This is a genomic window from Dyadobacter sp. HNCC25DJ184, assembly GCF_056895215.1.
In genome coordinates this window covers 1-25,061 of record NZ_JBXHAQ010000019.1, presented here as the reverse complement: position 1 = coordinate 25,061, position 25,061 = coordinate 1, and the positions used below count along the sequence as shown (strand labels likewise).

At 42.5% G+C, this 25,061-nt stretch carries 33 protein-coding genes and 1 pseudogene; 26 read left to right on the top strand and 8 right to left on the bottom strand.

Translation table 11 applies throughout. From position 1 onward, the window contains the following. The first annotated feature begins 381 nt into the window (after positions 1-381). The 7 genes from AC1XUD_RS23355 (at position 382) to AC1XUD_RS23325 (ending at position 6,383) form a co-directional block, all read left to right on the top strand. Positions 382-1,365 (top strand): zinc-binding alcohol dehydrogenase family protein, encoded by a 984-nt coding sequence (locus tag AC1XUD_RS23355; protein ID WP_483363448.1) that lies wholly within the window; start codon positions 382-384, stop codon positions 1,363-1,365. Between the two features lie 255 nt (positions 1,366-1,620). After that, on the top strand, positions 1,621-2,094 hold the full coding sequence (locus tag AC1XUD_RS23350; protein ID WP_483363447.1) for a Dps family protein: 474 nt from the start codon (positions 1,621-1,623) through the stop codon (positions 2,092-2,094). Between the two features lie 51 nt (positions 2,095-2,145). Then, positions 2,146-2,568: a heme-binding domain-containing protein gene (locus AC1XUD_RS23345; RefSeq protein WP_483363446.1), complete on the top strand. Its 423-nt coding sequence runs from the start codon at positions 2,146-2,148 to the stop codon at positions 2,566-2,568. Positions 2,569-3,019: 451 nt separating this feature from the next. Next, positions 3,020-3,415 carry a hypothetical protein gene (locus AC1XUD_RS23340; protein ID WP_483363445.1) on the top strand — a complete coding sequence of 132 codons (396 nt, stop codon included), beginning with the start codon at positions 3,020-3,022 and terminating at the stop codon, positions 3,413-3,415. 111 nt (positions 3,416-3,526) lie between these two features. Then, positions 3,527-4,357: an MbnP family protein gene (locus tag AC1XUD_RS23335; protein ID WP_483363444.1), complete on the top strand. Its 831-nt coding sequence runs from the start codon at positions 3,527-3,529 to the stop codon at positions 4,355-4,357. A 22-nt stretch (positions 4,358-4,379) separates the two neighbouring features. Next, positions 4,380-5,471 (top strand): cytochrome-c peroxidase, encoded by a 1,092-nt coding sequence (locus AC1XUD_RS23330; protein WP_483363443.1) that lies wholly within the window; start codon positions 4,380-4,382, stop codon positions 5,469-5,471. Between the two features lie 9 nt (positions 5,472-5,480). Next, positions 5,481-6,383 (top strand): hypothetical protein, encoded by a 903-nt coding sequence (locus AC1XUD_RS23325; protein ID WP_483363442.1) that lies wholly within the window; start codon positions 5,481-5,483, stop codon positions 6,381-6,383. 142 nt (positions 6,384-6,525) lie between these two features. Here AC1XUD_RS23325 and AC1XUD_RS23320 read toward each other — a convergent pair whose 3' ends face one another. Next, positions 6,526-6,912 (bottom strand): hypothetical protein, encoded by a 387-nt coding sequence (locus AC1XUD_RS23320; RefSeq protein WP_483363441.1) that lies wholly within the window; start codon positions 6,910-6,912, stop codon positions 6,526-6,528. Positions 6,913-6,940: 28 nt separating this feature from the next. Here AC1XUD_RS23320 and AC1XUD_RS23315 point away from each other — a divergent pair, with 28 nt between their 5' ends. The 7 genes from AC1XUD_RS23315 to AC1XUD_RS23285 all read left to right on the top strand — a co-directional run bounded on the left by AC1XUD_RS23315 (position 6,941) and on the right by AC1XUD_RS23285 (position 11,186). Beyond that, complete coding sequence (locus tag AC1XUD_RS23315) at positions 6,941-7,873, top strand: MbnP family protein (RefSeq protein ID WP_483363440.1); 933 nt, start codon at positions 6,941-6,943, stop codon at positions 7,871-7,873. 90 nt (positions 7,874-7,963) lie between these two features. Beyond that, positions 7,964-8,758 (top strand): MbnP family protein, encoded by a 795-nt coding sequence (locus AC1XUD_RS23310; protein WP_483363439.1) that lies wholly within the window; start codon positions 7,964-7,966, stop codon positions 8,756-8,758. 4 nt (positions 8,759-8,762) lie between these two features. Beyond that, complete coding sequence (locus AC1XUD_RS23305) at positions 8,763-9,809, top strand: cytochrome-c peroxidase (protein WP_483363438.1); 1,047 nt, start codon at positions 8,763-8,765, stop codon at positions 9,807-9,809. A 15-nt stretch (positions 9,810-9,824) separates the two neighbouring features. After that, positions 9,825-10,034, top strand: a complete 210-nt coding sequence (locus AC1XUD_RS23300; RefSeq protein ID WP_483363437.1) for a hypothetical protein — start codon at positions 9,825-9,827, stop codon at positions 10,032-10,034. After that, entirely contained in the window at positions 10,031-10,336 is a 306-nt protein-coding gene (locus AC1XUD_RS23295; RefSeq protein WP_483363436.1) for a hypothetical protein, read from the top strand. Before AC1XUD_RS23300 ends, AC1XUD_RS23295 begins: the two co-directional genes overlap by 4 nt. Before the next feature lie 212 nt (positions 10,337-10,548). After that, positions 10,549-10,890, top strand: coding sequence for a c-type cytochrome (locus tag AC1XUD_RS23290; RefSeq protein WP_483363435.1), 342 nt, complete (start codon positions 10,549-10,551; stop codon positions 10,888-10,890). Positions 10,891-11,000: 110 nt separating this feature from the next. Beyond that, positions 11,001-11,186: a winged helix-turn-helix transcriptional regulator gene (locus AC1XUD_RS23285; protein ID WP_483363536.1), complete on the top strand. Its 186-nt coding sequence runs from the start codon at positions 11,001-11,003 to the stop codon at positions 11,184-11,186. 74 nt (positions 11,187-11,260) lie between these two features. On the opposite strand, the gene AC1XUD_RS23280 is transcribed toward AC1XUD_RS23285, so the two are convergent. After that, positions 11,261-12,073 carry a hypothetical protein gene (locus AC1XUD_RS23280; protein ID WP_483363434.1) on the bottom strand — a complete coding sequence of 271 codons (813 nt, stop codon included), beginning with the start codon at positions 12,071-12,073 and terminating at the stop codon, positions 11,261-11,263. A 433-nt stretch (positions 12,074-12,506) separates the two neighbouring features. On the opposite strand from AC1XUD_RS23280, the gene AC1XUD_RS23275 reads away from it, so the two are divergent. The 3 genes from AC1XUD_RS23275 to AC1XUD_RS23265 all read left to right on the top strand — a co-directional run bounded on the left by AC1XUD_RS23275 (position 12,507) and on the right by AC1XUD_RS23265 (position 14,018). Next, on the top strand, positions 12,507-13,064 hold the full coding sequence (locus AC1XUD_RS23275) for a TetR/AcrR family transcriptional regulator (protein ID WP_483363433.1): 558 nt from the start codon (positions 12,507-12,509) through the stop codon (positions 13,062-13,064). A 96-nt stretch (positions 13,065-13,160) separates the two neighbouring features. Then, a complete protein-coding gene (locus AC1XUD_RS23270; protein ID WP_483363432.1) occupies positions 13,161-13,334 on the top strand; it encodes a hypothetical protein in 174 nt (57 codons plus the stop codon). A 54-nt stretch (positions 13,335-13,388) separates the two neighbouring features. Further along, positions 13,389-14,018, top strand: a complete 630-nt coding sequence (locus AC1XUD_RS23265) for a pyridoxamine 5'-phosphate oxidase family protein (protein WP_483363431.1) — start codon at positions 13,389-13,391, stop codon at positions 14,016-14,018. 391 nt (positions 14,019-14,409) lie between these two features. Here the strand turns inward: AC1XUD_RS23265 and AC1XUD_RS23260 are convergent, their stop codons facing one another. Genes AC1XUD_RS23260 through AC1XUD_RS23245 form a run of 4 tightly spaced genes read right to left on the bottom strand, consistent with a single transcriptional unit; the run spans position 14,410 to position 17,660 of the window. Then, a complete protein-coding gene (locus tag AC1XUD_RS23260) occupies positions 14,410-14,988 on the bottom strand; it encodes a DapH/DapD/GlmU-related protein (RefSeq protein ID WP_483363430.1) in 579 nt (192 codons plus the stop codon). 12 nt (positions 14,989-15,000) lie between these two features. Continuing rightward, complete coding sequence (locus AC1XUD_RS23255) at positions 15,001-15,483, bottom strand: cyclophilin-like fold protein (protein ID WP_483363429.1); 483 nt, start codon at positions 15,481-15,483, stop codon at positions 15,001-15,003. 12 nt (positions 15,484-15,495) lie between these two features. Continuing rightward, positions 15,496-16,659, bottom strand: a complete 1,164-nt coding sequence (locus AC1XUD_RS23250; RefSeq protein ID WP_483363428.1) for an NAD(P)-dependent alcohol dehydrogenase — start codon at positions 16,657-16,659, stop codon at positions 15,496-15,498. Next, positions 16,659-17,660: a carboxymuconolactone decarboxylase family protein gene (locus tag AC1XUD_RS23245; RefSeq protein ID WP_483363427.1), complete on the bottom strand. Its 1,002-nt coding sequence runs from the start codon at positions 17,658-17,660 to the stop codon at positions 16,659-16,661. Before AC1XUD_RS23245 ends, AC1XUD_RS23250 begins: the two co-directional genes overlap by 1 nt. 331 nt (positions 17,661-17,991) lie before the next feature. Between AC1XUD_RS23245 and AC1XUD_RS23240 the strand changes: the two genes are divergently transcribed. The 5 genes and pseudogenes from AC1XUD_RS23240 (at position 17,992) to AC1XUD_RS23220 (ending at position 20,882) form a co-directional block, all read left to right on the top strand. Next, positions 17,992-18,888 carry a helix-turn-helix domain-containing protein gene (locus tag AC1XUD_RS23240; RefSeq protein ID WP_483363426.1) on the top strand — a complete coding sequence of 299 codons (897 nt, stop codon included), beginning with the start codon at positions 17,992-17,994 and terminating at the stop codon, positions 18,886-18,888. A 744-nt stretch (positions 18,889-19,632) separates the two neighbouring features. Further along, positions 19,633-19,779 (top strand): annotated as a pseudogene (locus AC1XUD_RS23235) (hypothetical protein); the annotation flags it as partial. 12 nt (positions 19,780-19,791) lie between these two features. Beyond that, entirely contained in the window at positions 19,792-20,079 is a 288-nt protein-coding gene (locus tag AC1XUD_RS23230) for a hypothetical protein (RefSeq protein WP_483363425.1), read from the top strand. Continuing rightward, the gene (locus AC1XUD_RS23225) at positions 20,080-20,349 is read left to right on the top strand and encodes a hypothetical protein (RefSeq protein WP_483363424.1); all 270 of its coding nucleotides are present in this window, start codon (positions 20,080-20,082) and stop codon (positions 20,347-20,349) included. A gap of 203 nt (positions 20,350-20,552) precedes the next feature. After that, the gene (locus AC1XUD_RS23220; protein WP_483363423.1) at positions 20,553-20,882 is read left to right on the top strand and encodes a hypothetical protein; all 330 of its coding nucleotides are present in this window, start codon (positions 20,553-20,555) and stop codon (positions 20,880-20,882) included. Between the two features lie 114 nt (positions 20,883-20,996). Here AC1XUD_RS23220 and AC1XUD_RS23215 read toward each other — a convergent pair whose 3' ends face one another. Together AC1XUD_RS23215 and AC1XUD_RS23210 are read right to left on the bottom strand one after the other, a co-directional pair. After that, complete coding sequence (locus tag AC1XUD_RS23215; RefSeq protein ID WP_483363422.1) at positions 20,997-21,263, bottom strand: hypothetical protein; 267 nt, start codon at positions 21,261-21,263, stop codon at positions 20,997-20,999. 36 nt (positions 21,264-21,299) lie between these two features. After that, the gene (locus AC1XUD_RS23210) at positions 21,300-21,461 is read right to left on the bottom strand and encodes a hypothetical protein (RefSeq protein WP_483363421.1); all 162 of its coding nucleotides are present in this window, start codon (positions 21,459-21,461) and stop codon (positions 21,300-21,302) included. 212 nt (positions 21,462-21,673) lie between these two features. On the opposite strand from AC1XUD_RS23210, the gene AC1XUD_RS23205 reads away from it, so the two are divergent. The 4 genes from AC1XUD_RS23205 to AC1XUD_RS23190 all read left to right on the top strand — a co-directional run. Beyond that, on the top strand, positions 21,674-21,913 hold the full coding sequence (locus AC1XUD_RS23205) for a hypothetical protein (RefSeq protein WP_483363420.1): 240 nt from the start codon (positions 21,674-21,676) through the stop codon (positions 21,911-21,913). A gap of 298 nt (positions 21,914-22,211) precedes the next feature. Then, entirely contained in the window at positions 22,212-23,147 is a 936-nt protein-coding gene (locus AC1XUD_RS23200; RefSeq protein WP_483363419.1) for a hypothetical protein, read from the top strand. 205 nt (positions 23,148-23,352) lie between these two features. Further along, complete coding sequence (locus tag AC1XUD_RS23195) at positions 23,353-24,279, top strand: STM4504/CBY_0614 family protein (protein ID WP_483363418.1); 927 nt, start codon at positions 23,353-23,355, stop codon at positions 24,277-24,279. Positions 24,280-24,452: 173 nt separating this feature from the next. After that, the coding region (locus tag AC1XUD_RS23190) for a hypothetical protein (RefSeq protein WP_483363417.1) at positions 24,453-25,061 on the top strand (609 nt) is incomplete at its 3' end.

Genomic DNA, 25,061 nt, shown 5'->3' with positions numbered 1-25,061 from the left:
AAGAGGCTGGTGTGCCATTGATCAATTTTAAGAAACAAACTTTAATTATTTGAAGGATTTGGCTGAATCGACACGTTTACTGATGCATCCGAGTTGGGGTATACCATTCAGATTTGGTCGGTTAGTTTAAATATTGTCATTTGTGCAGCTTCTTTGGATTTCTAACCTGCCATTTGAGTAGACATCAACAAAAGTTGCGAGATTTGTTTTAACCAAACGTTTATTCATGTAGTCTCTGGTGGCAGCCCGGGCCATATCTGGTGGCTTGGAAACAAGTCAGGAAAGCATTAGAGCCCACGTTTTTAATTTTTAAAGGTATTTCGGATTCCGGAGGATCTTGGTCTATATTTTTAATGCACGCTCGTCTTAAAATCGAGGATCATGAAGGCAGCAGTTATTTATCAGTCAGGAGGGCCAGAACAGCTCCTGCTTCAAGAAAGACCTGTTCCGAAAGCGAGTGCAGGCCAGGTTCTGGTCGAAGTCAAGGCATTCGGGCTGAACCGCTCCGAAGTAATGACCCGAAAAGGCCTTTCGCCTGGCGTACGTTTTCCCAGAATTCTTGGAATCGAATGCGTGGGAGAAGTCGCCGACGATCCTGGTGGAGAGTGGAGCTCAGGCCAAAAGGTTGCAGCGTTTATGGGAGGCATGGGTAGGGACTTTGATGGTAGTTATGCAGAATTTGCTGTACTCCCCAAATCGATTCTCCAGCCGTTTTCGAGTAGCCTTCCCTGGGATATACTCGGTGCGCTTCCGGAAATGTTCCAAACCACTCATGGCTCATTATATAAAGCTTTGCAGATAAAAAGCGGTGAGGTGATCCTGGTTAGGGGGGGCACATCATCCATAGGGCTTTTAACTGTCCAAATGGCGAAATTAGCTGGCCTTACCGTTCTGGCCACTACGAGAAGTCCCGAAAAACTACAGTTTTTAAAAGATAAGGGTGCGGACATTGTACTGGTCGACGACAGTCAGTTAAAAAAATCGGTGCGGAATATCTTCCCCGGCGGAGTTAATAAAGTTTTGGAGCTGGTAGGAGCATCTACACTTGCCGACTCACTTCAATGTACAGCACCTGGCGGAATCGTTTGTATGACTGGAATGCTATCAGAGACGTGGAGTCTCAAAGATTTCGCTCCGATGGATTATATTCCTTCAACAGTGGGTCTGACGACTTATAACACAGGGGAGATAAGGGTTGGGGCAGCTGAATTTCAATCGTTCATCTCCGATATTGAAAGTGGCAGGATACAGATCAGTAATGGTCGTAAATTTCCGCTCAACGAGATCGTCACAGCTCACGAGTTAATGGACTCCAATAGGGCATCAGGCAAAATTGTTATTGTAAATGTTTATAACTTCCTGTGATTCGGCGATGCCCAAGTTTAGTTCCTGTGTGCCGGGGTATACGAAACCTTTAATTTTACTTGCTCGTCACTTTTTTTCAAAAGGCATCACATCAGCTAACGATCCGCCACTTAAAGAGACGAAACCAGTTATGGATTGGAGTTTTCACCGATCCTTTTTGCCTGTTCACCGAAAAAAGGGCTGGACCCAATTGATGAACGTATACTTTTAAGTCATCAAACAGAATTAAATGATATACCTAAAAACAATTGGATCATGAAAGCAAACATTGGAATCTCAGAAGAAAACAAAAATGCAGTTTCAGCCCAGCTTGCCAAATTACTTGCTGACGAATTTGTGTTGTATACCAAAACCCGGAATGCACATTGGAACGTGGAAGGTGCGGACTTTCACGCGATGCACTTGTTTTTCGAAAGCCAGTATCAGCAGCTTGACGAAGTGATGGACAGTGTTGCAGAACGTATGCGCAAGTTAGGACATTACGCACCAGCCACTTTGAGCCAGCTTTTACAATTGACCCACCTCACCGAAGCGTCGGCCAACAAAAATGACAGTGCAGGATTTCTGAAGGAATTACTCGAAGACCACGAAAGTATCATCACGTTCATTCGAGGCAACATTAACCCGTTTGCTAACGAATACCATGACGCCGGAACAAGTGATTTCATTACCAGTCTTTTGGAAACACATGAAGAAATGGCCTGGATGCTTCGCGCGCACTTCGCGTAACTAAAAGGCCGATCAAAAATGTGAAAGGTGATCAGTCCAAACAGAGCGGTTATGAAGTTAAATAATCCAACCTGGAGAAAAGTGGCCGGTATGATCATAGCGCTTACGGCGGTGTTTGTTGGTATTCAGTTTACTGGACCTAAATTGGATAACCCGGCGGTAACTGGTGATTTGCAAGCACCGCCAGATGTGAAGGAAATTGTCAGGCGGGCTTGTTATGACTGCCATTCCAATGAAACCAATTTGCGATGGTATGATGAGGTTGCTCCGTCCTACTGGCGGGTGGCTGAGCACATCAAAGAGGGTAGGAAAGGGCTTAACTTTCTACCTGGGACAAACGTGCCCCAACAGACCAGAAGGCTAAACTATGGGAATCGCTCAGCCAGGACTGGTTTGGTGCAAAAATCCCCGATCAGCTGCGCTTTGCCGAAACAGTCAGAACGTATCTCAATTCCGATGGAGAACTACTCGTGAAGTACGATAGATATAAGGGCAGACACTTAGTCCAGGCTGATGATACTTTAGGCGACGCCAAACGGAAGGCACTCCTGCTCGTACAAAGGCCTTCCATTATGCCATGAAATGATTTGGACAAACTTCATCTTCACATCCAACCTGAACCGCTGCACTTTCCAGCGGTTTTTTGGCTTATTCTTTTTTACGATGAGCACCACCTGCTTGCCCTCATGAGGATGAGCATGTGGCCGCGCTTGGTTGCGACTGGACTGTCGTCGATGTAGGTTGTGATTCCACCGAGGCTTGTCAGCAATTTCAGCGTTGCCAATTTGAGGTGGGGTATCAAAGAAAGGATGAGAAAAGCACATATCGGGAAAAAAAATGCCATTTTCTTTTTTATACTTCGAAGCGGTCTGTACCTTTGGGGCGATTGAATTTACTTCGGGTTTTGCTCGCGTGACAAATTGATTTGAAAAGTTCCAAAACACAATGGATTAGCCTTGGGCTGGTAATGCTTATGCTCGTTAAAGCATGGGTAATTCCATTGTTATACCTGGACTTTGAGTTGAGGAGAGACTACATTGCAAAAACGCTTTGTATCAATCGTAATAAGCCAATTCTTAATTGTAACGGGAAATGTTTCCTTGCCAGGAAAATAGCCCAAGCGGAGGAGCAAAAGGAACGTCAGGCTGAGCAAGACTATATGGCCAGTTTGATATACTCCGTTATGGATTCCAGAGTCCAGTATAATTTTGCTCCTGTTCAAGCAGGTTTTGAACATCGTATATCGCTTCAGTTTAATTTCAAGTCTCCGTTCGGCGGTCGTGTTGTGGCCGGGGATGTCTTTCGTCCACCTCTCGCGTAAAAACAGTTCCTCTGTTTTTTTTATCAACCTTTAGTCGAGGTTTGATGTATCGTTAATTTTTTTATTCAGGTGTTGTTGGTCTTTATTGGCTTAGCATCCCCTCGTATACATATGAAAAATATTTTTTCTGTTAACTCAGCATTTTTTGCTTTGGTTTGTTTATGCCTTATGACTTCGTGTTCAGAGTCGGGCGACAATCCGAAGCCAGTTTCCTCTGAAACCGAAGGGGGGAGATTAAGGATTGAGTTTGATAATGTTGTAGGTGATAAAAACCTGGTATTGAATGGTGTAACTTATAAGAATGCTTCTGATGAGGATTTTATAGTAACCAAGTTCAATTATTTTATATCCAACATTAAACTTGTTAAGGCCGATGGTTCTGTTTTTGTTGTTCCCCAGGATTCCAGCTATTTTTTAATAAAAGAGGATACAAAGGCATCTCAATTTGTAACACTAAGTAATGTTCCTCTTGGTGATTACAAATCCGCTGAATTTATGGTGGGGGTGGACAGTGCAAGAAACACAGCACCTATCGAAAAGAGGACTGGAGTTCTCGATCCATCCGGATCCATGATGGACGATGGTATGTACTGGGCCTGGAATTCTGGATATATTTTTGTCAAATTGGAAGGATCTTCATCCAAAGGAAATCCGGTGAATGGCAAATTCTATTACCACATTGGGCTATTCGGTGGCTATAGCGAAAAAACGGTAAATAATACCCGCTTAATTAAGGTGCCTTTTGGAGACCTGACAGCGACCGTTAGCGAAAAGGAATCCCCTGAGGTTCACTTACTTGTAGATGTTCTTAAAGTGTTTGACGGACAAGCCACTAATATTAAAATTGCCGAGTATAACAGTATAATGGGAGGGCAACCAGTTAAGTCTCAGGAGATTGCCAACAACTATGTTAGCATGTTCACCCTTGATCACATTCATTAGGAACCCGCTCATCTCTTCAGCTATGAACAAAGTATTCGCTTTCTTTTTTCTATCAACGCTTTACCTAAGCTGTAAACCGGACGCCGACCAGCCTGATCCAGTAAAAACGGGTCCCACCCCGATTGAATGGCAAAAGCCGGTAGGGTTTCCTGAACCTGTTTATGATTTGTCAAGAAACCCATTGACGGAAGAAGGGGTTGAGTTAGGAAAATTTTTATTTTACGATGGGATATTATCGAGAACCAACCAGGTGGGCTGTGGTACCTGTCACCAGCAACAGGCTGCCTTTACCCATCACGGTCACGAGCTGAGCCATGGTGTGGAAGACAGATTGGGGGTCAGGAATTCGCCTGCCGTTCAAAATATGGCATGGAACCCATCGTTTTTTTGGGATGGAGGAGTGCATGATCTGGATCTATTACCGTTTAACCCGATAGAAAATCCGGTTGAAATGGATGAAAAAGTAACAAACGTTCTTGAAAAACTCCGCCAAACTCCCAACGCAACATCGAAGATAGCTGTGGATTATCCAAAGATGTTTAAGGCCGCTTTTGGAACGGAAGAGATCAGCTCAGAGCGCATGATGAAGGCCTTATCACAGTTTATGATGACAATGGTCTCCGCAAATTCAAAGTACGACTTTTTCCGGGCAGGTGACGATAACGCTTTAAATGCACAGGAAAAACAAGGAATGATATTATTCCAAAAAAATTGTTCTTCATGTCATCAAGGGGTTCTATTTACAGATTATAGCTTCCGAAATAATGGCCTGACCCCTTTGAGAAACAACGATCAGGGTCGGTTTGCGATCACTGGTAATGATCAGGATCAATACAAGTTCAAGGTGCCGAGCCTCAGAAATGTAGGATTGACCGCCCCCTATATGCATGATGGGCGATATCACTCTCTGGAAGAGGTTTTGGATCACTATAGTGACAGTGTTCAAAAGATGGAGACCTTGGACCCATTACTGATTCAGGAAAACGGGAAAACAGGGTTTGCCTTATCGCAAGCGGATAAACAGGCCTTGATTGCCTTTTTGAAAACATTATCAGACGAACAGTTCGTTCGGGATGCCAAACTTGCAGACCCCGGTATTGGAAACGCTTTCTAATAATTTATTATGAAATACAAGATCATATTCATATTACTTTTGGTGACCCATTTATCGTACGGATGCGACGTATGCGGCTGTGCAAATAGTGGGTCATATTTCGGTCTGATGCCACAGTCCCATAAGTCGCTTATCGGTGTCCGGTACCAGAGCTTACATTTCGTGACTCATCCTGACAGCAAGGTTCTCCGGACTGAGGAACATTTTAATATTGGCGAAGTTTATGCTCGTTTTTTTCCGGTAAAGAGAGTTCAGGTGATGGCCTTCATTCCTTATAGAATCGACAAGCAGATCACATCAGCGGACACGAAAAAGCAGAACGGTTTGGGGGATATTACTGTTTTGACGAACTACAATATTCTTAACACGCTGATGGACAAGGACGAATCCGGGGCGTTTACCCATACCCTCTTAATTGGCGGAGGAATAAAGCTCCCGACAGGTAAATTCAAATTTGATGAGAATAACACATTGCAGGTTGCCAACGCGAATTTTCAACTAGGAACTGGGAGTACAGATTTTATCCTGAATGCATTTTACACGATCAATAAAGGCCAATGGGGATTAGCGACAAATGTTTCCCGCAAGTTTAATACGACCAATTCTCAGGATTACCGTTTCGGAAACCAACTTTTTGGAACGGTAGAACTGTATCGTTCTTTCCAAATGGGAGACCTGACACTTACCCCCAGCCTTGGAATATATGGCGAAAAAGCTGAACACGGTATTCAACATGGTGAGATTCTGGAAGAGACTGGCGGGGAATTACTCAATGGTTCGATAGGAGTGACGCTTTTCTCTGAACGATGGACATTTGGTATAAATGCACAAAAACCTATGGCGCAACAAAGTGCCTCTGGCCATGTGGATACCAAGGAAAGAGTACTTGTACAACTCGGATTTTTATTTTAGATATTAACAATATAGGATGAGGCCTTTCATAGCATACATATTGCTTTTTGCTATTATGCTACCCACATTTAGTCCGTGGGGGACGGTCGCGTATTTTCATCTGAACAGGAGCTATATAGCAAAAGTGCTTTGTGAGAACCGGTCAAAGCCTGAACTTAAATGTAATGGCAAATGCTATCTTGCTAAAAAGCTCAGACAACAGCAGGAAAAGAAGGATAGAGAGACCACCGAGCGCGTGGAAAATACTCCAGTTGTGCAGTTGTTCATCATAAGTGGCTTCCTTTATCAATTTGTGGAGAAAATGTTTAGTGCCAAAGAGCGGACAAACTTCTTTTACAGACTGCCCGTATACATATCTCCGTTCGACAGGATGCTTCGTCCGCCCCAGAAAGATTGACTCACAACAGAAGGCATTCATACCGGGTATCATTAGCAGATACCATTGGATTGCTATGCCGAAGCCAAACTGTTCATCAATAGATATAATGCAGGTGAACCGCATGATCCGGGATGGAATATGCGTTCGCATAAAATACTTTACTTTTAATTAAATATCTGTGAAATCAATTTTTAAATATATATCAATAGCCTTTTCAGTTTTGGCGTTTTTCGCTTGCCAGGAAGATAAAATTGTCGAGGTTGAAAAAATTGTTGAAGTTGAAAAAGAAGTTTACGTAAATGAGAATTTCGACCCAGCAAAGGCGGTGGCGAAACTTTCAATCTCTCACTTTGCAGGCGCCTTGCCATTTGAGATCAATAAAAACTTTTCTGATAACGAAGGCAATACCTACAAGTTCAACGAAATCCGCTACTGGGTGTCAAATGTTGAATTTGTGAAGGCAAACGGGGATGTGGTCAGCGTTCCTAATTCGTATTACCTGGTGGAGAATCGTGATACTTTGTTCTACTATGGCACGACAGCTACCAATTCAACCATGATGAGATCCAACCCAAGAATTCGGGAGGAAATTTTGGTTGGAAACGTTCCTGTTGGCGACTATACTAAAATTCGGTTCTCAATTGGCGTTGATCCAGTTTACAACGGCAACTTCTCCTTAAAATCCGGGGAACTTGATGTTAACCAAATGTCACAGGTTGGCGGCTGGGCCTGGCAAACCAGCTATATCTTTCTTCGTACAAAAGGTATTTATCTTGCCAAAGGAGGAGATCCAATTTCGGATTCCAAAAAGTTTGTGGCGGAAACGGGGGGAAATGATCAATATCGTACAATTGAGTTGACTCTTCCGTCGACAACGTCACTGAAGGCAGGTACGACTTCGGTCATCGATTTGAAGGCCGACGTGCTTAAGCTTTTTGGAAATGGTTTACCGGAAGTGTCAGCATTCACGGGAACAAAGCCAGCAGGTTGGGCTGCCGACCCGAATCTTTCCAGCTTTGAAAAGTTTATAAATGCCAGTTCTGCGAAAGATATGGCTAAGCTTTCTGACAATTCGAAAGATGGATTTATTACAATTAAACCAAGAAATTAACACTTGCGCTGGTTGGCAGCTTAGGCGCCAACCAGCGTACAAGTCATCTGAATTTTTAATTTTTTTCTCAATCTTTTAATAGAAAAACACATGAAACGTATTTTAATTTTTGCTGTAGCTGCAGCTCTTTTTACATCTTGTTCGAGCGACGATGACTCTTCAGAAGTGGTGACGCCCATTACATCATCGGGAGCGGAATTAACTTTTGACGCAAAGGTTGGTTCGGCGGACTTTGCGTTGAACAAAGACTTTACTATCGGTACACAGACATACAACTTTAGTAAACTGCGCTATTGGGTTAGCAACGTTACTTTGATCGATTCGAAAGGAACCGAATATAAAGTGCCAAACTCCTATTATTTGATGGAGGAAGTGGGAGATCTGGATTTGTCAGGCACAATTAATGACAGTATGATTTATCCGGCAAAGAAGCGTGAGACTATCCAACTGACGGATATTCCCGCCGGAGAATACAAATCAGTCAAATTTTCGATTGGTGTTGATTCCAAATACAATGACAACCTGAGTCTGCAGGCTGGTGAGCTTACCATTGCCAACGGCATGAGTAGCATTGCCTGGATGTGGCATTCCAGCTATATCTTTTCGTCTGTGGGTGGAACGGTGAAAGACGGTGGTGCAGCAAACGCGTTTTCTGTTGAGACTGGTTTAAACGCAAACTATAAAACCCTGACAATTGATTTTGCTGCGCCTGTCAATTTTGCTACTGCAAAAGGGGTGTCTTTAAATGTTGACGTAACCAAAATCTTTGATGGTATCGATATTGCGAAAAACCCGACCATTAATGCAATGACGGCACCGTTGATGTCGACAGTTGCTGCGAATTATGCGACAAAAGCCATCGTGTTTGGATCTCAAGTGAAATAGGCAAATGTTTGACATCAAAAAAATAGCATTTTTAGCTTTAATAGCTTCATTATCCAGCTGTGACAGACCGGAGATTGAGGAAGAACCACAGGTTTACACCTTGCCTGTTCCGGCTCACTTTCCCCGACCCATATTTGATACTGAAAATCCAATGACAAGGGGCGGTGTTGAGTTGGGGAGGATGCTATTTTATGATGTAAGACTTTCGGCGAACAACAAGGTTTCCTGCGCGAGTTGTCATGATCCTAAGCTGGCGTTTTCAGATGGCGTAAATTTTAGCACTGCTGGCGTGGCTGGCACAAGCCTGCTGCGCCATTCACCGGCTTTGTTTAATTTGGCGTGGGCTAACAATGGTCTTTTCTGGGACGGTGGCTCAACCAATTTAGAATCCCAGGTTTTCGGACCTCTGACTGCCCATGATGAGATGGCCCAAAATCTATATGAGTTGGTCGATGAACTCAATGCGGTTCCGGCCTATTTGAAAGGTTTTGAAGAGGCCTTCAATGACGAGATCAGTTCACCGAATATAGCTAAAGCATTGGCACAATTTCAACGCACGCTTATTTCGGCCAACTCAAGATATGACAGGTATCGGCTGAATAAGGCGGATGGGGCTTTAACGTTAGATGAGCTGAAAGGTCTGGAGCTAGTCAAAAAGAATTGCCAGGCTTGTCACAGCGGTGAGCTCTTCACCGATCAGGACTATCATAACAATGGCCTGGATGCAGATTTTTCCGATACATCTCACGAGGGACTGTATCAGGGAAGATCGCGGATTACCTATGACCCGCTCGATACAGGGAAGTTCAGAACACCCTCACTCAGAAATGTTGCAATCACAGCGCCTTATATGCATGATGGTCGTTTTGCAAACCTGGATGACGTTCTGGATCACTATTCGGACCAAGTTGAAGGTTCGTCGACGCTTGATTCGAGACTTGTTGCGGGAGGAATGAAGCTATCAGCCGTAGAGAAGCAGCAGATTATTGCTTTTCTCGGGACGCTGACCGATTACGGGTTTATTAGGAACAAAGATCATCAGAAACCATAATTGATTAGTTTGAAAATGAATAAGTTCTTACTTAAATATATCGCCGTGCTAGTTTTGGGTGTGTTAGGTTGCTCATACACAAAAGGAAATAGCAGTGAAGCGGAGACTGCAACACATCCGGAGCAGCGTGACCACGAGGGGGCAGTTGTGATTGAATTGGGACCTCGTTTTGGAACTGTATTGTCGATTCACGATAGCATTATGCCTAAAATGGGTATTGCATGAAGCCGAAAATGGATCTAAAGGTGCAGGTCGAATATCTGGATCATCTTTGCCCGATAATGAAGGACGATATGATGAAAGTGTACAAACGATTTCGATATTATCCGGAAGTTGGTATTCTTTCACATTCCATAGACCCGTCCTATAATACGACGACGGTTTTACAAAGAGATGTTAATGACTTCGGCGTCTCAGGCGATATGTGGCATTTCGTGACGGGCGAAAGGGTCAAAATTAGCGAAATCGGTCAGAAACACTATCTCGTGGATGACGGGACAGAATCGAAAGATCAGCTACATTCATAATGGCTCTTTCTTGTAGGTTGACAAGGATCGATATGTTCGTAGTGTATATGACGACACCTCCCAGAACAGCTCCACGTGATGATCAGGGACATTAGAAATTTATTACAAGAATATGATTGAAAAGACCCGGTTTAGAGACGTGAAATGCGTCCTCTCCGAAACGAATAATCTTACATTAACTAGTTCAATTTAAGTAATTTAAAGAAAAATTAATGAAAACTATAAACACATTTGTGATAGGCCTTTTAGTATTTTCTTCGCAAGCATTTGCCCAGCAGACTCACACAATCAAAATTCCAAAAGACGTGGAGGCTATGTTACAGAAATATGCATGTCTTGCCTGCCATAAGGTGGACGCAAAATTGGTTGGTCCGGCTTATATGGATGTTTCTCATAAAAAATATACGGATGAGCAAATTGTTGAGCTTATCTATAACCCCAAGCCAGCAAACTGGCCTGGATATCCCCCAATGACGCCGATGAAACAGGTGCCTAAAACAGACGCAGTCAAAATAGCGTCCTGGATAAATTCCCTGCGTAAAAGTCATCATTAACTGATCTGTAGTTATTAAAGAGGGCGACTTACATTAAATTTGAGACGCCCTCTTTTTTGTAGCCAAGCTAATAATGTTTGATATGCCCCAAGTTCCTGTCGCCACCAGGGGTGGAGTATTCGCTGACAGAGGTGGGTTGGTCATTAATGCCTATCATTGATGCCATGAACCAGTGGGGTGAAACCAACCGGCAGTTTTTGGAAACCGTGATAAAACAAAACCCCAAAACAATGCAGGTTTCAATGTCACCATGTCACATTTACCAGCATATGCGTGTGGGGCTTAAAAACGGATGAACTGGGTGCTATGAATTTTCGTAAACAGTTTTAACAACAATTTTTGTACTATTTACCGGAGTGCTATGCCTGGTCTATTTGCAATCCCATTTTATGTCAGATAATGTATTGTAGTACGCCACGGACTTGTGCTCAGGATCGAAATTTGTCACAATCGTGTTTTTGGGCTGGGTGTTTTCGTAAATTATCTCACTTTCTACCATATTATTTGTAGAAAACACAGCAGCTGCACTCGAACTTGAGAAAAGAAAGCTCTCAAATAATTTTACAGAATTTGGTGAGCTGTCATACTTATAATTTGCAACGAAACTAACACCAGAGTTAGGGTAGTAACGATCTTCCTTAACTATATTGCCATTTTTATCATACTCAAATTTATAGGTACAAACTACCTTCATATCTTCGTTAGCGCGAGTATAATTGAAATTAAAATATTGGATCATTGAGGTTGGCTTATCAGAGCCCTCGTATTTAAACTCATAACGGTTTGCAAGGCTGCCATCATCATAATAATCGTACACCTTTTCGATTCCATGTGGTCCGTAATCAAACTTCAAGGATACATAGGTTTCGCCGGTGCTGGTGTCAGATGTGAGGAATTTGCCCCTTAAAACTCTCCTTAAAAATCCATTCTCGTACTGGAATCGCCAACGAAGTTCAGTATTAATGATTGTCGGATCCTTGTAATTTGGTATGTGTTCATATATCTCCGTCATGTGATTGTCATTCCCGTACTGAACGGTAAAGTGCTGAGAATTAAATGATTGCAGTTTGCATGTGGTTGCAGTTATGTCTGAGAAGGCCGGAGTTGGATCCTTACCCTTTTTACATGCGATGGATATCAATATTAAAAAAAGAGTGGAGAGACATGCAGAGAGGTTTTTCATCAAAAATTCACGAGAGATAAGTTCAATATGGGGACAAATATAGGAACTATTGGTAAGTTCCTTCCGGACACACGCTAATTGATACATAATCTTACGGTTAGTAGGAAATATGAAGTTTCCCAGCGTTCAATTTCAACTCCTCGATTTATCTATGTGGGAATGAAGGCTCGGGCACATTTATTAATATTCTGATCTTATTGCAATTGTGGTAGCATTGGATGAAATATTACCGAGGATCTTGGGAAAAGTGTTTTTTGGAAGCTAGTTCAGACGAAATTCTGTCAATCACCGGAAATGGTGGTGGCTATTGCAGACCTGGAGCAACCATGATGGTTAAAGCGCAAGACGACCAACCCAATTAGAAAAACAAAAATTACTAAACTCAAAAAGGAACTTAATTTATTTACCGAACGTTCGGTAAATAAAGAATGATATGCCAAACGTGAAAATAAAACCGGATGAAGTTGTAGAAAGGCTGATGCAGGTGCTCAGATCTGTCGGGTATGACGGAGCTAGCATGGCCGAGCTTGCATCTGCGACAGGGCTAAGAAAGGCAAGTTTGTATTATAGGTTTCCGGAAGGGAAAGTAGCGATGGCAAACGCGGTTCTTGATCATGTTACTGGTTGGAGTGAAAAAGAGATTTTTGGGATTCTTTTTTCATCTGAGCCACCTATTGAACGCCTGGATGCAGCGTTAAATTCTATTAATATACTTTACGAAGGCGGCCGATTAGCGTGCGTTCTTCGTGCTTTGTCCCACGGAACAGCCGCGGAGATTTTTAGAGATAAAATTGCTGAACTATTTGAAAGATGGGTTACTGCCTTTGCGCATTTGGCAGGAGATATGGGTCACGATGTCAACGCCGCAAAATGGCTCGGCGAGTCCACTCTTGTTAAAATACAAGGGTCGTTAATACTTGCTCAGACTTTAAAGAGACCGGATTTATTTCAGGAGGTTTTGAGCGATATTAAAACAAATTTTCTTAGATAAATGTACCGCAGGCAGGACAAATTGCTTTTCAAAGCAGCCGGATCGCCGGTCATCTGATAAGCGGTTTTACTGTAACTGCATTAAACTTTTAATAGAATGGAAACGATAGACTTGTTAGATGAAATGCCATTTGTCAATGAGGAATGTGGCGACACCATGTGGAACGAAGAAAATTTGAATCCACCGAAAAGTAACGAGGATAAGGGCGGCGTAGTGTTGGATTTGATGAAAGAAGTTTCACAAAAGTCTTCTACTGCCACTGGCAAGTAAATGCATTTAAACCCTGTTTGAGATTTGTTATTAAAATATTAAAATGGATGAGTTATGGCAAAAAACTATGCGTCTGTGGCATTCACGGAAGAAGTGAAAGCCCTTCAAGAGCGATACGGCAGCCGTCAGGCTTATGCCCACCTCGAACAGAGAACCGCTAAGACTCAACTAAATGAAGGCGAAACTCGTTTTATCGAGGATCGGGATAGCTTTTATATCGCGAGTATTGGCGAAAATGGATTTCCTTACATTCAACATAGAGGAGGTAAAAAGGGTTTTTTGCGCTCAATCGATCCAGTTACTTTAGGGTTTGCTGACTTGCGTGGTAATAAGCAATATATCTCAATCGGCAATACTGCCACCAATCCTAAAGTCTCACTAATACTTATGGATTATGCACGTCAGGCTAGGTTAAAGATATATGCTGAATTGGAAACAGTGGACATCGACAGCCGTCCCGATTTAGCCGCCTTGTTAATCCCGGAAGGCTACGAGAAAATTGCAGAGCGGATTATTCTTCTGCACGTAATAGCATTTGATTGGAACTGTCCGAAGTATATTACGCCTCGCTACACGATTGAAGAAATCAACGAAATGCTGACGCCGCTGCAAGAGCATATCAAAAATCTCGAGTCAGAAGTCACCAGGTTGAAGGAGAATCAGCAGCCGGCTGATATGGAATAGTTTCATTTTTATAAGGCAATGAGGATGGATAGGGGACTTGCTTTGTTAATTTGCTGGTTAAAAAATTGGTCATAAAATTGATATAAATCCCGTAGCGGCAGTTAAAATTAAAACATGGCTCAGGCTAAAATTTGGAAGGCCGGACTGATTAAGAATTTACACTCATATTCAATAAGTTAGTTGGGGATATATCATATACAAATGCGTAAGATATATTCATTAATTATTTTTTTAGCAGAATCTGGAAATTGTGAGAGGGGTTGCATACCGCGGAGCTGGTAAATTTAGCGGCCAGCACTGTCGTCCTTATTTCCTGGGATTATTTGCACTCATGGTTTATTCGACGGAACAGCGCAATAAGGAAATGGGTATCCGTAAAACTCTTGTAGCTTCACTTTCCAACTGCTTTCACAACTTTTGCAGGTATACCTGCGACTATTGAATTGGCTGGCACATCCCTGCTAACGACCGCGCCAGCAGCGACAACGGCGTTTTCACCAATCGTAACCCCAGGTAAGATCGTCGCCGCCGCTCCAATCCAGGCGTTTCTCCGGATTATAATGGGCTTAGGAATAACTGTCTCGCGCTCGGTTGGGTCTAAGGGGTGGGTTTCAGATGTCAAATTGACCCTGGGGCCGATCATTACATCATCCTCAATTGTAATCCCGCCCATATCCAGAAAAGAACAGGCGTGGTTTATAAATACATTTTTGCCAAGTGTTATAAATCTGCCGAAGTTGGTGTAGAAAGGAGGGAATATGGTCGTAGACCTGTCGATGTTTGAACCGGTGATTTCACTCAACCGTTCCCGCACCTGATCGGTATCTGTACAAGCATTCAGGGCAGCGGATAACCGGATCGTCCGGGCCACTTCCTGTTGAAATTGATTGTACTCAGGATCATCTTTCCGGATAGGTTCACCGGCTCTCATTCTCTCAAAAATATCTTTCCCTTTTAGCTGACTACTCATATCCATCAATATTTACTCTAATTCAAAAGTGACTGTTATGCTTCCGGAACCCACTGCGGCCGCAAGTCCAGCCGTATCATCGATTCGTCCGAGCTTTGTGTAACTGTAAGATGTCGGGAATGATTTGTAGAAATGTACCAAAGTACTGGAGCCATAAATCATCAGGTCGCCCGAGCTGATCGTTCCCGGATTTGTCGAGTTCGTCGGCAGATTTGCCGGGAAACGGTATAGTTTTTCATTGCCATTTAATTCACTCATCGACACCGTCATTGGCAACTTAGCTTTAAAAGCAGTCACGGTTGGATTGTTAAGCAGCCTTGCAGTGAATGTATTGGAACCAATGCTAATTTTAAGCTTATTACTCAGCGTATCAATATGAGTGCTGTCGCTAGTTTCCATATTCGTATTGGTAATTGTTAGGACATCTGTTTTGCAGGCCAAACCTCCGGTTAAAAGTATGATGAGTCCAAAAAAGATAATAATGGAATTTTTCATTATACGTCTGTTTTAAATGGTAGCGGCATCGATCACAAACCGGTACCTGGCTTTTTTATCCACGACCTGCTGCCAGGCATCATTGATCTCTTCGGCTTTGATGATTTGTATTTGCGGGTAGATTTTGTTCGTCGCGCAGTAGTCCATCACCTCCTGAGTTTCAGGAATTCCTCCAATGAGCGATCCGTTGAAATTCACTCTGTTAAAAATCATATTGAAGTTATTGATCGTCAATTCACCATTTACCGGCTGGCCAACCTGGGTAAAATACCCGTAGGGTTTCACGCATGAAATGTAATTGGACATATCATAAGCATAGGGAACGGTGGAAATCATAAAGTCCAGCTTGCCGAACCAAGGTTTGAGATCATCGGCACCTTTCACTAAAATTGCTTCTTTGGCTCCGAATGAGCGGATATCATCAAGCTTACTTTCCGATGTCGTGAAAGCATAAACTTCGGCACCTTTTGAAACAGCCAGTTTGATAGCCATATGTCCTAAACCGCCAATGCCCACCACGCCTATTTTATCGCCTTTTTTTATGCCAACCCGCATCAATGGAGAATAAGTTGTGATACCGGCACAAAGCAGGGGAGCGGCAAATTCCAGCCCCATGGATTCCGGAATTTTGATCGCAAAGTGCTCGGTAACAACAATGTTATTAGAATAGCCGCCCTGGGTAATACCGCTCGGTGATGATTTCTCAGGACTGCCGTAGGTTCCTGTCATGCCCGTGGTCTCGCAGTGATGTTCTTCACCTTTTTTACAACTGTCGCATTCCATACAGCTGTTGACCATACAACCCACACCGGCTTTATCTCCCACCTTGAATTTGGTAACGTTTTTCCCAATGGCAGTTACAATCCCTGCGATTTCATGACCCGGTACCTGCGGGTACTGCTGCGGCCCCCAGTGTCCTTTTATGGTGTGAATGTCCGAATGACATATACCCGAATATTTGATATCGATCAGAATGTCATTATCTCCCAGCGGACGCCGCTCAAAATTCCACAATTCCAGTTTGCCCGTTTTGTCCTTTCCGGCGTACCCTTTCGACTTAATATTGCTACTCATTTGGTTTGTTTGCGAAAAAAGCCGCACAGGGTATGTGAATAACAGGCCTGTAGTTGTCATAGCCGTTTGCTGAATGAATTGTCTTCTCGATGCCTTTTTCATTATTTCAGTTTTTTAAAAATTTCTAACATGGTTTGCTGGTCAAGTGAGTTCATGTCCACCAGCTTCAATGCCTTCACCATTTTAAGCGTCGTTGTTTTGTAATGCTGGAAGTGTGGCGTTTTTAAATGCGACTGGTATGCAGCGCTGTCAGCGTATATTTCTATAATCCTGATCTGGGTTGGCAGCTCTTTGATGCTCATTGGAAAAATGGCAATTACTCCTGGTTCCTTTTCCACCGAAGCTTTGGCTTCTTCTTTCAAAATGGCACTGTATTCAGTCAGGAATTCCGGACTGATTTCGATTTCCGAGATCCGCACCATCATGTCAGGTTCAATAATGGGAGTTGCCGGCTTCTCAATGATCTCTCTTAATGAATTTGCCTGGGTTCGGCCGACGAATTGTTCGATCAGCTGCGCAACTTCCGCCAGTTGGTTGTCAGTGATGCCGGTATTAAAACCCATTTTCACATGCGACTGTAATTGCGAGTTAACACCGGTCATTGCTGCAAGGGCAGATATGGTCACGAACTCCCGATCCTGAAAGGTTAACACGTCGTTTTCGAAAATGTCGGCAAATAGGTGCTCTTTCAAAAATGAATCAATCCTTGGGGCAAATTCTCCAAAACCAGGCGCAGGCTTTGACTGCGGTGTTTTGGTCAATGATTCCAAAACTTGCCTGCCTTGTTCATATTTGTCTTTGATCCCTTTTGTTGTAACGGGTTGCTTTCCTGGCTTGTCATTGATTCCATTTGCCTTTCTTTTTTCAATTACCGTCATTAGCGTACCGATTGCATTCAGGCTTCTTGGAAAACCGCAGTAAGCATACAGCTGCACCAGGATCTCCTTCGTTTCTTCAACTGTCAAACCAGCGTCCAGGCCGTTGCCCAACTCGGTTGAAAGCTTTCCCAGGTCTCCGGCGGCGGTTAATCCGGAAATGGCTACGATACGCTGTTGACGCGCGCTCAGCTCGTGTTTTTGAATTGTGTTAGTTTGTGCTTTCATAACAGTGGTGCCTAATAGAATCACAAGAGGGAATAGGCATGAGAGCGATTTGTTTGGGTTCATTTTCACGATGTTTACTGCTTGTTGACATTGTTATATTCATCTTCCGCGACTGGTGTAAGTCAAACAACATACGGGTCAAATACTTGATTTTGGGATATGTTTCATTGCTATTCTAGTTTGTCTTTCAATTTGTATAGCAAAGGTCGGTAGTAGCACATAGTCAATTTTATACAGATTACTGGTTTATTTACCAGTTTTACTGATCTGGTCATTGATATGTTTTTCTACATGATGGCGTTACTATATTTGACCTGTAAATCACTGAGATATGGAACAAGTAGAAAGGATAGATACTGTAAAGCAGTACAATAATTGGGTGGGGGCCGATACGCTACATCCTTTGGTGAGTGTAGTCAACTTCAATGAAATACCAACTATACAGCATTTCAGGCGCTATATGGGCGTATACGCCGTATTTCTCAAAAATATCAAGTGCGGCGATATGATCTATGGGTGCCAGCCATATGACTATGAAGAAGGGACATTGGTTTTTGTCGCACCAGGGCAGGTTTATGGGATTGACAGTAAAGGAAAATCCATGAAACCGTCTGGTTATGCATTGGTTTTTCACCCGGATCTACTTGCAGGCACCCATTTAGGGAGAATGATCAAAGAGTATTCATTCTTTTCTTATGAAGTTAATGAAGCCCTGCATTTGTCGAAAAAAGAAAGGGAGACAATTATTGATAGTTTTGAAAAAATCAGGGCCGAGATAGATCAGAATATTGACAAACACAGTAAGACGCTGATTGTTTCCAATATCGAATTGTTTCTCAACTATTGTATGCGGTTTTATGACCGGCAGTTTATCACCCGCAGTAATGCTAACAAAGACATTCTGGTGCGATTTGAAGAATTGCTTAATGATTATTTTAAGTCTGGAAAAGCGCAGACATTAGGTTTGCCAACCGTCGCTTACTGTGCTGAAAATCTCTTTTTGTCTCCAAACTATTTTGGCGACCTTATTAAAAAAGAAACCGGCAATACAGCTTTGGATTTCATCCAATCAAGGCTGATTGAGGAATCAAAAGTGAAAATATTTGAAGCTAACACGTCATTTGGCGAAATTGCCTTTCAACTTGGATTTAAATATCAGCAACATTTCACGCGACTTTTTAAACAGAAAACCGGCGTTACACCTAATGAATTCAGAAGTCTGAACTGATAATTATTGCTCTAAAACGTTGGTATATGGGCCTGTAAAAGGAGGTATTATGCTGCTTAGACTTTTGTTCAAACGAGATGGGCGGATAGGTTGCAGGGCATAAGATGCCAGACGGTACCTTATTTCGCCAGGATAAAACCCCGCTTTCAACGACTTTCAATATTTCACTTTCGATTTTCGGTTTTGTCATTTGTGATGGGTTGATAGGACAGCTCGAAAGCAGCACAAAAGATTTGGGCAACCTACTACATTAATGACGGCGCGTTTTGGGTGAAAGATGGTGACCCGGTAACAACCCGCCAGCCAATACAAACTTGGGCGCATCAATCCGGGGGATACCCTTACACAATTGGCACCTACTCAGGAGCCGAAGACGCATGGAGTTTTGGCGCGGTCGCGTACGCTTCAACAATAGGGAAGACAGCCGGGGCCGTTCGCAAGTTTGCACAATACAAGATCAATAACGGCAGTTGGTACAAATCCAGTGAATCAATTGAATCAATACGCAGACGATGAAGTAAGGGCACAAAAGAATACTTTGCCTTTGGTATTCACTGAAGTAAAAGACGGTTTAATGAGTTGGTTCTACTAAGACCTCAAAGGAACGGCAGCACGTAAGCAACTCACGTTTGTAGGCCAGGACGGACAGCAATATTATACCGAGATTCAGGGCAGTTTGCCCAGGATGGGGGTAATTCAGTTCTAAGTAGTTAATGTTTGAAAATGGGTGAGTAAGTAAAAAGCCTGGTCATTCAACACGTAGACAGCTACGTAGCCGATATTCAGCGGCCATTCGTCCTTTCGTCAGCTGTCGAGGTCATTGAATATATTCTTTTAAATGGTCAAAAGCCAAATCCACTTTACTATCAGGATGTAGAGCGCGTAGGATGTTATCCCTGTATTATGTGCAAGCAAAAAGAAGTGCTCGCAATTGCTCGAAATGATTCAAAATACATTGATCGTCTCGAAGCCGCCGAAAAAGAAGTGGGTCGGACATTCTTTGGACCCGATTTCGTTCCAAAGCGTGCCAGACTTCACAAGGATCAAAAATCCGGGGTAAAGCTGGCCAACACAAGGGATGTGATTAAATATCTTACCGAAAAGGATGGCGCCGGAGGGCTTTCCATATTTGAAGATGATGATGACGATGAGCCAAGATCATGTATGAGTGCTTTTAATATCTGCGAATAAATGGGTAGCATCATATCACACCTAACCGACATCATCAACGAATACGGTTCCTACGAAAACTATCTAAAAGCAACAGCGATGGAGGATCAAAAAGTAAAATTGGCAATTGACCAAAGAGTAGAGATTGACCTGGGTAATCGACAGGGACTCGTCATCACCAGGGACAGTAGTGGCATAAAGTTCATAGCTTTTATCGGTTCGTCTAATCTCATGATAGAACTGGAAAGTTCCAATTCATTTTCTATCCAGTTGAAAAAGACTAAATCATGAAGCCGTGCCGGGGCACTTCCGGCAAAAGAGATCCTGCAATTCTGAGGATGATGATGGACAGGTACGACTTGCGTACCATATTTTTTAGGACGAATTTCATATTTTTTTCTTTTGACAAATACTCGTTATCAGATTTATATGTTAAGTTTAGCTATCTAATTTCATATTTTTTGTTGCGATTCAACACTTAATATCACATATAAATGAAGGTACTCATTACGGTTTTAAGTACATCGGTACTCATGGGACTAGGTATTCGGCCCTCAGATGGAATTTCGGTCACAAGATCGGCCACTGACAAGCAGATTGAAAGCGCTGAAATTCAGTCATTCAAAGAATTTGGGTTGAAATTTGACATTCAAGTGCTTAGCCGAAACTCCGATGGTAATATCACCAATCTTAAATGTATATGCTATGACAAATCAAATCGTCAATCTGCCTCCTGTGAGTCAGACAATTTTGGTCTCTTAGTTATAAAGAAGGATGGTGGCTGTGAAATATCTGACCAACGCACCGGAAACAAAAAGCAATAAAGGCACACTACGATTTGCATTTTGGAAGCAATTTTACTTTTCTCGGCATTCGAGTCGGAATAGCATTGTAATCAAAACACCCCTCGGCCAAACCAAGGGGTGTTGTAATAAAAATCACAACTTGTAAGCCTTGTCCCTAACAAGCTTCTTTCCGAATTTTCCGATTTCGATATAGTCGTTTTCTCCGATCAGGCCACGCTCGATCCATTTGGAAACGATTTGCGTTGTCACCCCATATTTCTCTGCATATTCGGAGATATTCAGCCACTCGCTCATTTCGAGTACCTTTCCTTCGTTAACAAGAAAATCTTTTCCAGCTTTAATAAGCTCATCGGCTCTTCTAATGAGCTCGTCAATATTGACCGTTTCTGTCGTATTCATATAAGTATTTTGTTTAAAGGGGGGCTTCCCCCTTGGTTAACTCTCAAGTTGATTAAGGATATCGAGCAGGTCTTTGAGGCGTTCAAGCAGTTTGTCGATTTGTTCTGGTGTTAGCCCGGCTTCCTCTGAGTCCCGCAGAGCCTGTCTCGTTGCTGCGGCTTCCATTCGGAGGGCAAAAATTAATTGAACTTTATTCATGTGTGTGTGATTTTATTATGCTGTAAAAGTACAGAACGACACGTTACGTGTCAAGTGTTTTGCTGATTATTTTTGCCGATTTTATTGGCAGAGGCAACAGAGTTTTGTTTCGATGAAGCTTCGCAAATCTCAATATTTACGGAAAATTATTTTGGATATATTCCAAAATAATGGATATAATCCATTACATTTGAACTGTAATAAGTGTAATTATGGTGCATCTGGAATATACACTAGTCGACCCGGAGATGGTTTGGCTTTCATATAAGGAAAATGGAGACAAGCATGTGAAGGAGCTTGTTGGAAAAGAGGCGGTTCAGTTTTTGAAATTCATTTCAGATGCTGAACAAAAAGGGAAATCGGTGTTAGACTCCTCCGGACCTTGGGCCGATGCTTTACCAGAAAATTCAGTGGTTCAACTCAAAAGCGACGATAACCGATCGGATTCGTAACGATATTAACAAATGCCATAAGGTTAATAAAGTGGGTTAATTTAGGATCCAATTCCCCGCAGATTTTTTCGGCGGGGAATTTTTGTTTTTGCTACAAAACCAAAGAACCTCGGTAAATTAGCTTCGTGAATGAAAAAAAACGTCTTGAAAACTGCAATTTTCAAGACGCAAAGATTGTAAGCTGAACGACCCAAATTTACAATCTAATGTTCATACATGCTACTGAAAATTCCTGTCGAGAAACCCAAACCCAGATGCTGCAATGTGGGCGGGGTACTATGATGCCAAAAAAATACGGATGGATCAGGAGCACGGCGCGGGAAACTGGCTAATGTGCCGGGATTATCTTTACAGCAATTTGGCACCGGATCTATTCAGCATTTCGGAAGAACAGGCGAAAGGATACGTAAGAAACCCGGAGACTTTACCAGGATTTGACCGGATTATCACAGGAACGGCCAAACATCACAACTTGCATACGATACCGTGTTATTTGGGCGGGTTGGATTGGGATTTTAGATATTTATACAATATCGCATACGGCGGAAGGCTTCATAAAGCAGTGGGGCACAAATGCGTAGTTTTCCCGACCCCGTTACGGGAATGGCGGCCAAACAACTACGCAGGGCACAAGATGCCAGACGGAACGTTATTTCGCCAGGATAAAACACCACTTTCAACGACAATCAATATTTCACTTTCAATTTTTGGTTTTGTTTTCTGTGACGGGTTGATCGGTTGGGGGGACAGTTCAAAAGCAGCTCAAAAGATTTGGGCAACCTATTACATGAATGACGGCGCGTTTTGGGTGAAAGATGGTGACCCGGTAACAACCCACCAGCCAATACAAACTTGGGCGCATCAATCCGGGGGATACCCTTACACAATTGGAACCTACTCAGGAGCCGAAGACGCATGGAGTTTTGGCGCGGTTGCCTATGCTTCAACGGTAGGGAAGACAGCCGGGGGCGTTCGCAAGTTCGCACAATACAAGATCAATAACGGTTCCTGGTACAATCCGGTAAACCAGTACGCAGACGATGAAGTAAGGGCACAGAAAAATCTTTTGCCTTTGGTATTCACCGAAGTAAAAGACGGTTTAATGAGCTGGTTCTATTGTGACCCCAAAGGAACGGCAGCACGTAAGCAGCTTACATTTGTAGGGCAGGACGGACAGCAATATTATACAGAAGTTCAAGGCAGTTTGCCACGCATGGGAGTAATACAGATATAAGGGATTAGTTGTTTAAGATGGGAGAGTAATTAAAGAGGCCTGGTCGTTTGACCAGGTTTTTTTTGATACTTTTTTTTGACCGTAAGTCAAGCTATTTCTCCCTTCGTGTTTTTCTCCTTTTAGGAGAATATATGATCTACTACATTGGGAATAATACGACTACAGAAACACAAACAGATGTTAAACCTAACTGCTACAATTCAAAATGGCAATAATTGATTTATTTTCAAAACGACAAAAGCGTCTTCGTGGGGAGGTGCCGGATATATTCGTTTTTGACATTCCGCGTACACTCCGAGTTCAAATAATTAGAATAATTACCGAAACGATTGGAGAAGGAACTCATGGAAGGCATCCGACCGACGGTACTTATAAATGGCTCCATGATGCACTTTGTCGTGAATATGGGATACTTTCGCTTAGCAATAGTAGTTTCCATGAAAGTGACAAGGAAAAGGTGGTAAATTTTATGTTGGAGGTAGATAATACTGACATGACACTCGACGTCGTCGAGCTTTCATTTTTTTTTATTACATCAATAATCAAGCCGACATACCAAGAATACCTTAGTAACACTAGGGTTAAAATGAATCCTGATGAAGCCGTAGTAGAATTAAATGAGCGCTTTAGGGAAAATGCTGTTGGTTACTCTTTTGACGGTCAGAGGATTATTAGGGTGGACTCAACATATATTCATTCGGAAATTGTTAGACCAACAATCGCCCTACTTTGGAACGATAAATTTAGAGGAGCAAATGAAGAATATTTAAAGGCACACGATCATTATAAACACGGTAGAAATAAGGAATGTTTGACGGAGTGTCTCAAAGCTTTCGAAAGTGTTTTGAAGTCCATTTGTCAAGAAAAGGCATGGGGCTATAATCAAACTGACACCGCGAAGGCACTGATTCAAATTGTTTTTAGTAATGGATTAGTTCCCCCATTTACCCAGAATCAATTTACTTCCCTTCGAAGTCTCATGGAAAGCGGCATACCAACAATTAGAAATAAGTTGGGGGGACATGGGCAAGGGCAGGTACCGCAGATTGTTGATGACGAAATGACCAGGTATGCGCTTAATTTAACCGGTGCCAACATTATTTTTCTCGTGGAACAAAGCGGAATAAAATAATCAAAAAAAGCCCAGTCAACTGACCGGGCTTTTTTGATGCAAAAGATGTCTGTCGGGCTGTAATAGAATGCCTCATCCGGGATAGCTTCTTTAAAGCAAACAGATATATTGCACATACAAGACCGCTAGCTGTAAATTAGCGGTTAAATCTTGTTTCAATCTAAGCATCATTTATGAAAAAGTTCAATCATTTACATGGAGTTGTCCTATGCCTTTTTTTCGTCCCAATTTGCTTCAGTTTGGCAAGTTGTGGTGGCGAAGAAAAGAAGCAGTTACGTCAAACCACAAATTTGCCTAAATACAGTATAGATTCTACTGATATTGGGCAGTATGAAATTTATCTCAGGGCGACTATCAATGAAAGAATTTCTAAAAGTGATCTAATAGCGATTGCTCATAAGGAAAGAAGTGAAAGGCAATCAGTCGAGAAATTTGTAGTGTACTTTTTCATGCACTCAATGAACAATCCCGCTTACGCGACGATTGCCTACCTCCGTGATTGTAGTTCTTGTTCCGATGTAGACGAGTCTGGTAATAAGTTAAATATCACTATTTGGTCAGACGAAGAAAGTCACAATGAAGTCGCTAAGTTTAAAATTCCAGAGAATATTGACAAAAACCTATTTGTGATTGCTTATTATGACGAGTCTTATAATTGCCCATCGATAATTGTATACAATAATTCTAAGAAAAAGTCAGCAAAGAAAATTACCTATTTTAGTGATGGGGGGATTGGGGAAGAGAAATTAGTAGTGGAGTCGCCAACCTCGTTTAGGGTTGTT

Excerpts from the sequence above, each read along its gene's own strand:
- AC1XUD_RS23355 (WP_483363448.1), top strand. The coding sequence starts at position 382 with ATGAAGGCAGCAGTTATTTATCAGTCAGGAGGGCCAGAACAGCTCCTG.
- AC1XUD_RS23350 (WP_483363447.1), top strand. The coding sequence starts at position 1,621 with ATGAAAGCAAACATTGGAATCTCAGAAGAAAACAAAAATGCAGTTTCA.
- AC1XUD_RS23345 (WP_483363446.1), top strand. The coding sequence starts at position 2,146 with ATGAAGTTAAATAATCCAACCTGGAGAAAAGTGGCCGGTATGATCATA.
- AC1XUD_RS23335 (WP_483363444.1), top strand. The coding sequence starts at position 3,527 with ATGAAAAATATTTTTTCTGTTAACTCAGCATTTTTTGCTTTGGTTTGT.
- AC1XUD_RS23330 (WP_483363443.1), top strand. The coding sequence starts at position 4,380 with ATGAACAAAGTATTCGCTTTCTTTTTTCTATCAACGCTTTACCTAAGC.
- AC1XUD_RS23325 (WP_483363442.1), top strand. The coding sequence starts at position 5,481 with ATGAAATACAAGATCATATTCATATTACTTTTGGTGACCCATTTATCG.
- AC1XUD_RS23320 (WP_483363441.1), bottom strand. The coding sequence starts at position 6,912 with ATGCGAACGCATATTCCATCCCGGATCATGCGGTTCACCTGCATTATA.
- AC1XUD_RS23310 (WP_483363439.1), top strand. The coding sequence starts at position 7,964 with ATGAAACGTATTTTAATTTTTGCTGTAGCTGCAGCTCTTTTTACATCT.
- AC1XUD_RS23305 (WP_483363438.1), top strand. The coding sequence starts at position 8,763 with ATGTTTGACATCAAAAAAATAGCATTTTTAGCTTTAATAGCTTCATTA.
- AC1XUD_RS23300 (WP_483363437.1), top strand. The coding sequence starts at position 9,825 with ATGAATAAGTTCTTACTTAAATATATCGCCGTGCTAGTTTTGGGTGTG.
- AC1XUD_RS23295 (WP_483363436.1), top strand. The coding sequence starts at position 10,031 with ATGAAGCCGAAAATGGATCTAAAGGTGCAGGTCGAATATCTGGATCAT.
- AC1XUD_RS23290 (WP_483363435.1), top strand. The coding sequence starts at position 10,549 with ATGAAAACTATAAACACATTTGTGATAGGCCTTTTAGTATTTTCTTCG.
- AC1XUD_RS23280 (WP_483363434.1), bottom strand. The coding sequence starts at position 12,073 with ATGAAAAACCTCTCTGCATGTCTCTCCACTCTTTTTTTAATATTGATA.
- AC1XUD_RS23275 (WP_483363433.1), top strand. The coding sequence starts at position 12,507 with ATGCCAAACGTGAAAATAAAACCGGATGAAGTTGTAGAAAGGCTGATG.
- AC1XUD_RS23270 (WP_483363432.1), top strand. The coding sequence starts at position 13,161 with ATGGAAACGATAGACTTGTTAGATGAAATGCCATTTGTCAATGAGGAA.
- AC1XUD_RS23265 (WP_483363431.1), top strand. The coding sequence starts at position 13,389 with ATGGCAAAAAACTATGCGTCTGTGGCATTCACGGAAGAAGTGAAAGCC.
- AC1XUD_RS23260 (WP_483363430.1), bottom strand. The coding sequence starts at position 14,988 with ATGAGTAGTCAGCTAAAAGGGAAAGATATTTTTGAGAGAATGAGAGCC.
- AC1XUD_RS23255 (WP_483363429.1), bottom strand. The coding sequence starts at position 15,483 with ATGAAAAATTCCATTATTATCTTTTTTGGACTCATCATACTTTTAACC.
- AC1XUD_RS23250 (WP_483363428.1), bottom strand. The coding sequence starts at position 16,659 with ATGAAAAAGGCATCGAGAAGACAATTCATTCAGCAAACGGCTATGACA.
- AC1XUD_RS23245 (WP_483363427.1), bottom strand. The coding sequence starts at position 17,660 with ATGAAAGCACAAACTAACACAATTCAAAAACACGAGCTGAGCGCGCGT.
- AC1XUD_RS23240 (WP_483363426.1), top strand. The coding sequence starts at position 17,992 with ATGGAACAAGTAGAAAGGATAGATACTGTAAAGCAGTACAATAATTGG.
- AC1XUD_RS23230 (WP_483363425.1), top strand. The coding sequence starts at position 19,792 with ATGTGCAAGCAAAAAGAAGTGCTCGCAATTGCTCGAAATGATTCAAAA.
- AC1XUD_RS23225 (WP_483363424.1), top strand. The coding sequence starts at position 20,080 with ATGGGTAGCATCATATCACACCTAACCGACATCATCAACGAATACGGT.
- AC1XUD_RS23220 (WP_483363423.1), top strand. The coding sequence starts at position 20,553 with ATGAAGGTACTCATTACGGTTTTAAGTACATCGGTACTCATGGGACTA.
- AC1XUD_RS23215 (WP_483363422.1), bottom strand. The coding sequence starts at position 21,263 with ATGAATACGACAGAAACGGTCAATATTGACGAGCTCATTAGAAGAGCC.
- AC1XUD_RS23210 (WP_483363421.1), bottom strand. The coding sequence starts at position 21,461 with ATGAATAAAGTTCAATTAATTTTTGCCCTCCGAATGGAAGCCGCAGCA.
- AC1XUD_RS23205 (WP_483363420.1), top strand. The coding sequence starts at position 21,674 with ATGGTGCATCTGGAATATACACTAGTCGACCCGGAGATGGTTTGGCTT.
- AC1XUD_RS23200 (WP_483363419.1), top strand. The coding sequence starts at position 22,212 with ATGGATCAGGAGCACGGCGCGGGAAACTGGCTAATGTGCCGGGATTAT.
- AC1XUD_RS23195 (WP_483363418.1), top strand. The coding sequence starts at position 23,353 with ATGGCAATAATTGATTTATTTTCAAAACGACAAAAGCGTCTTCGTGGG.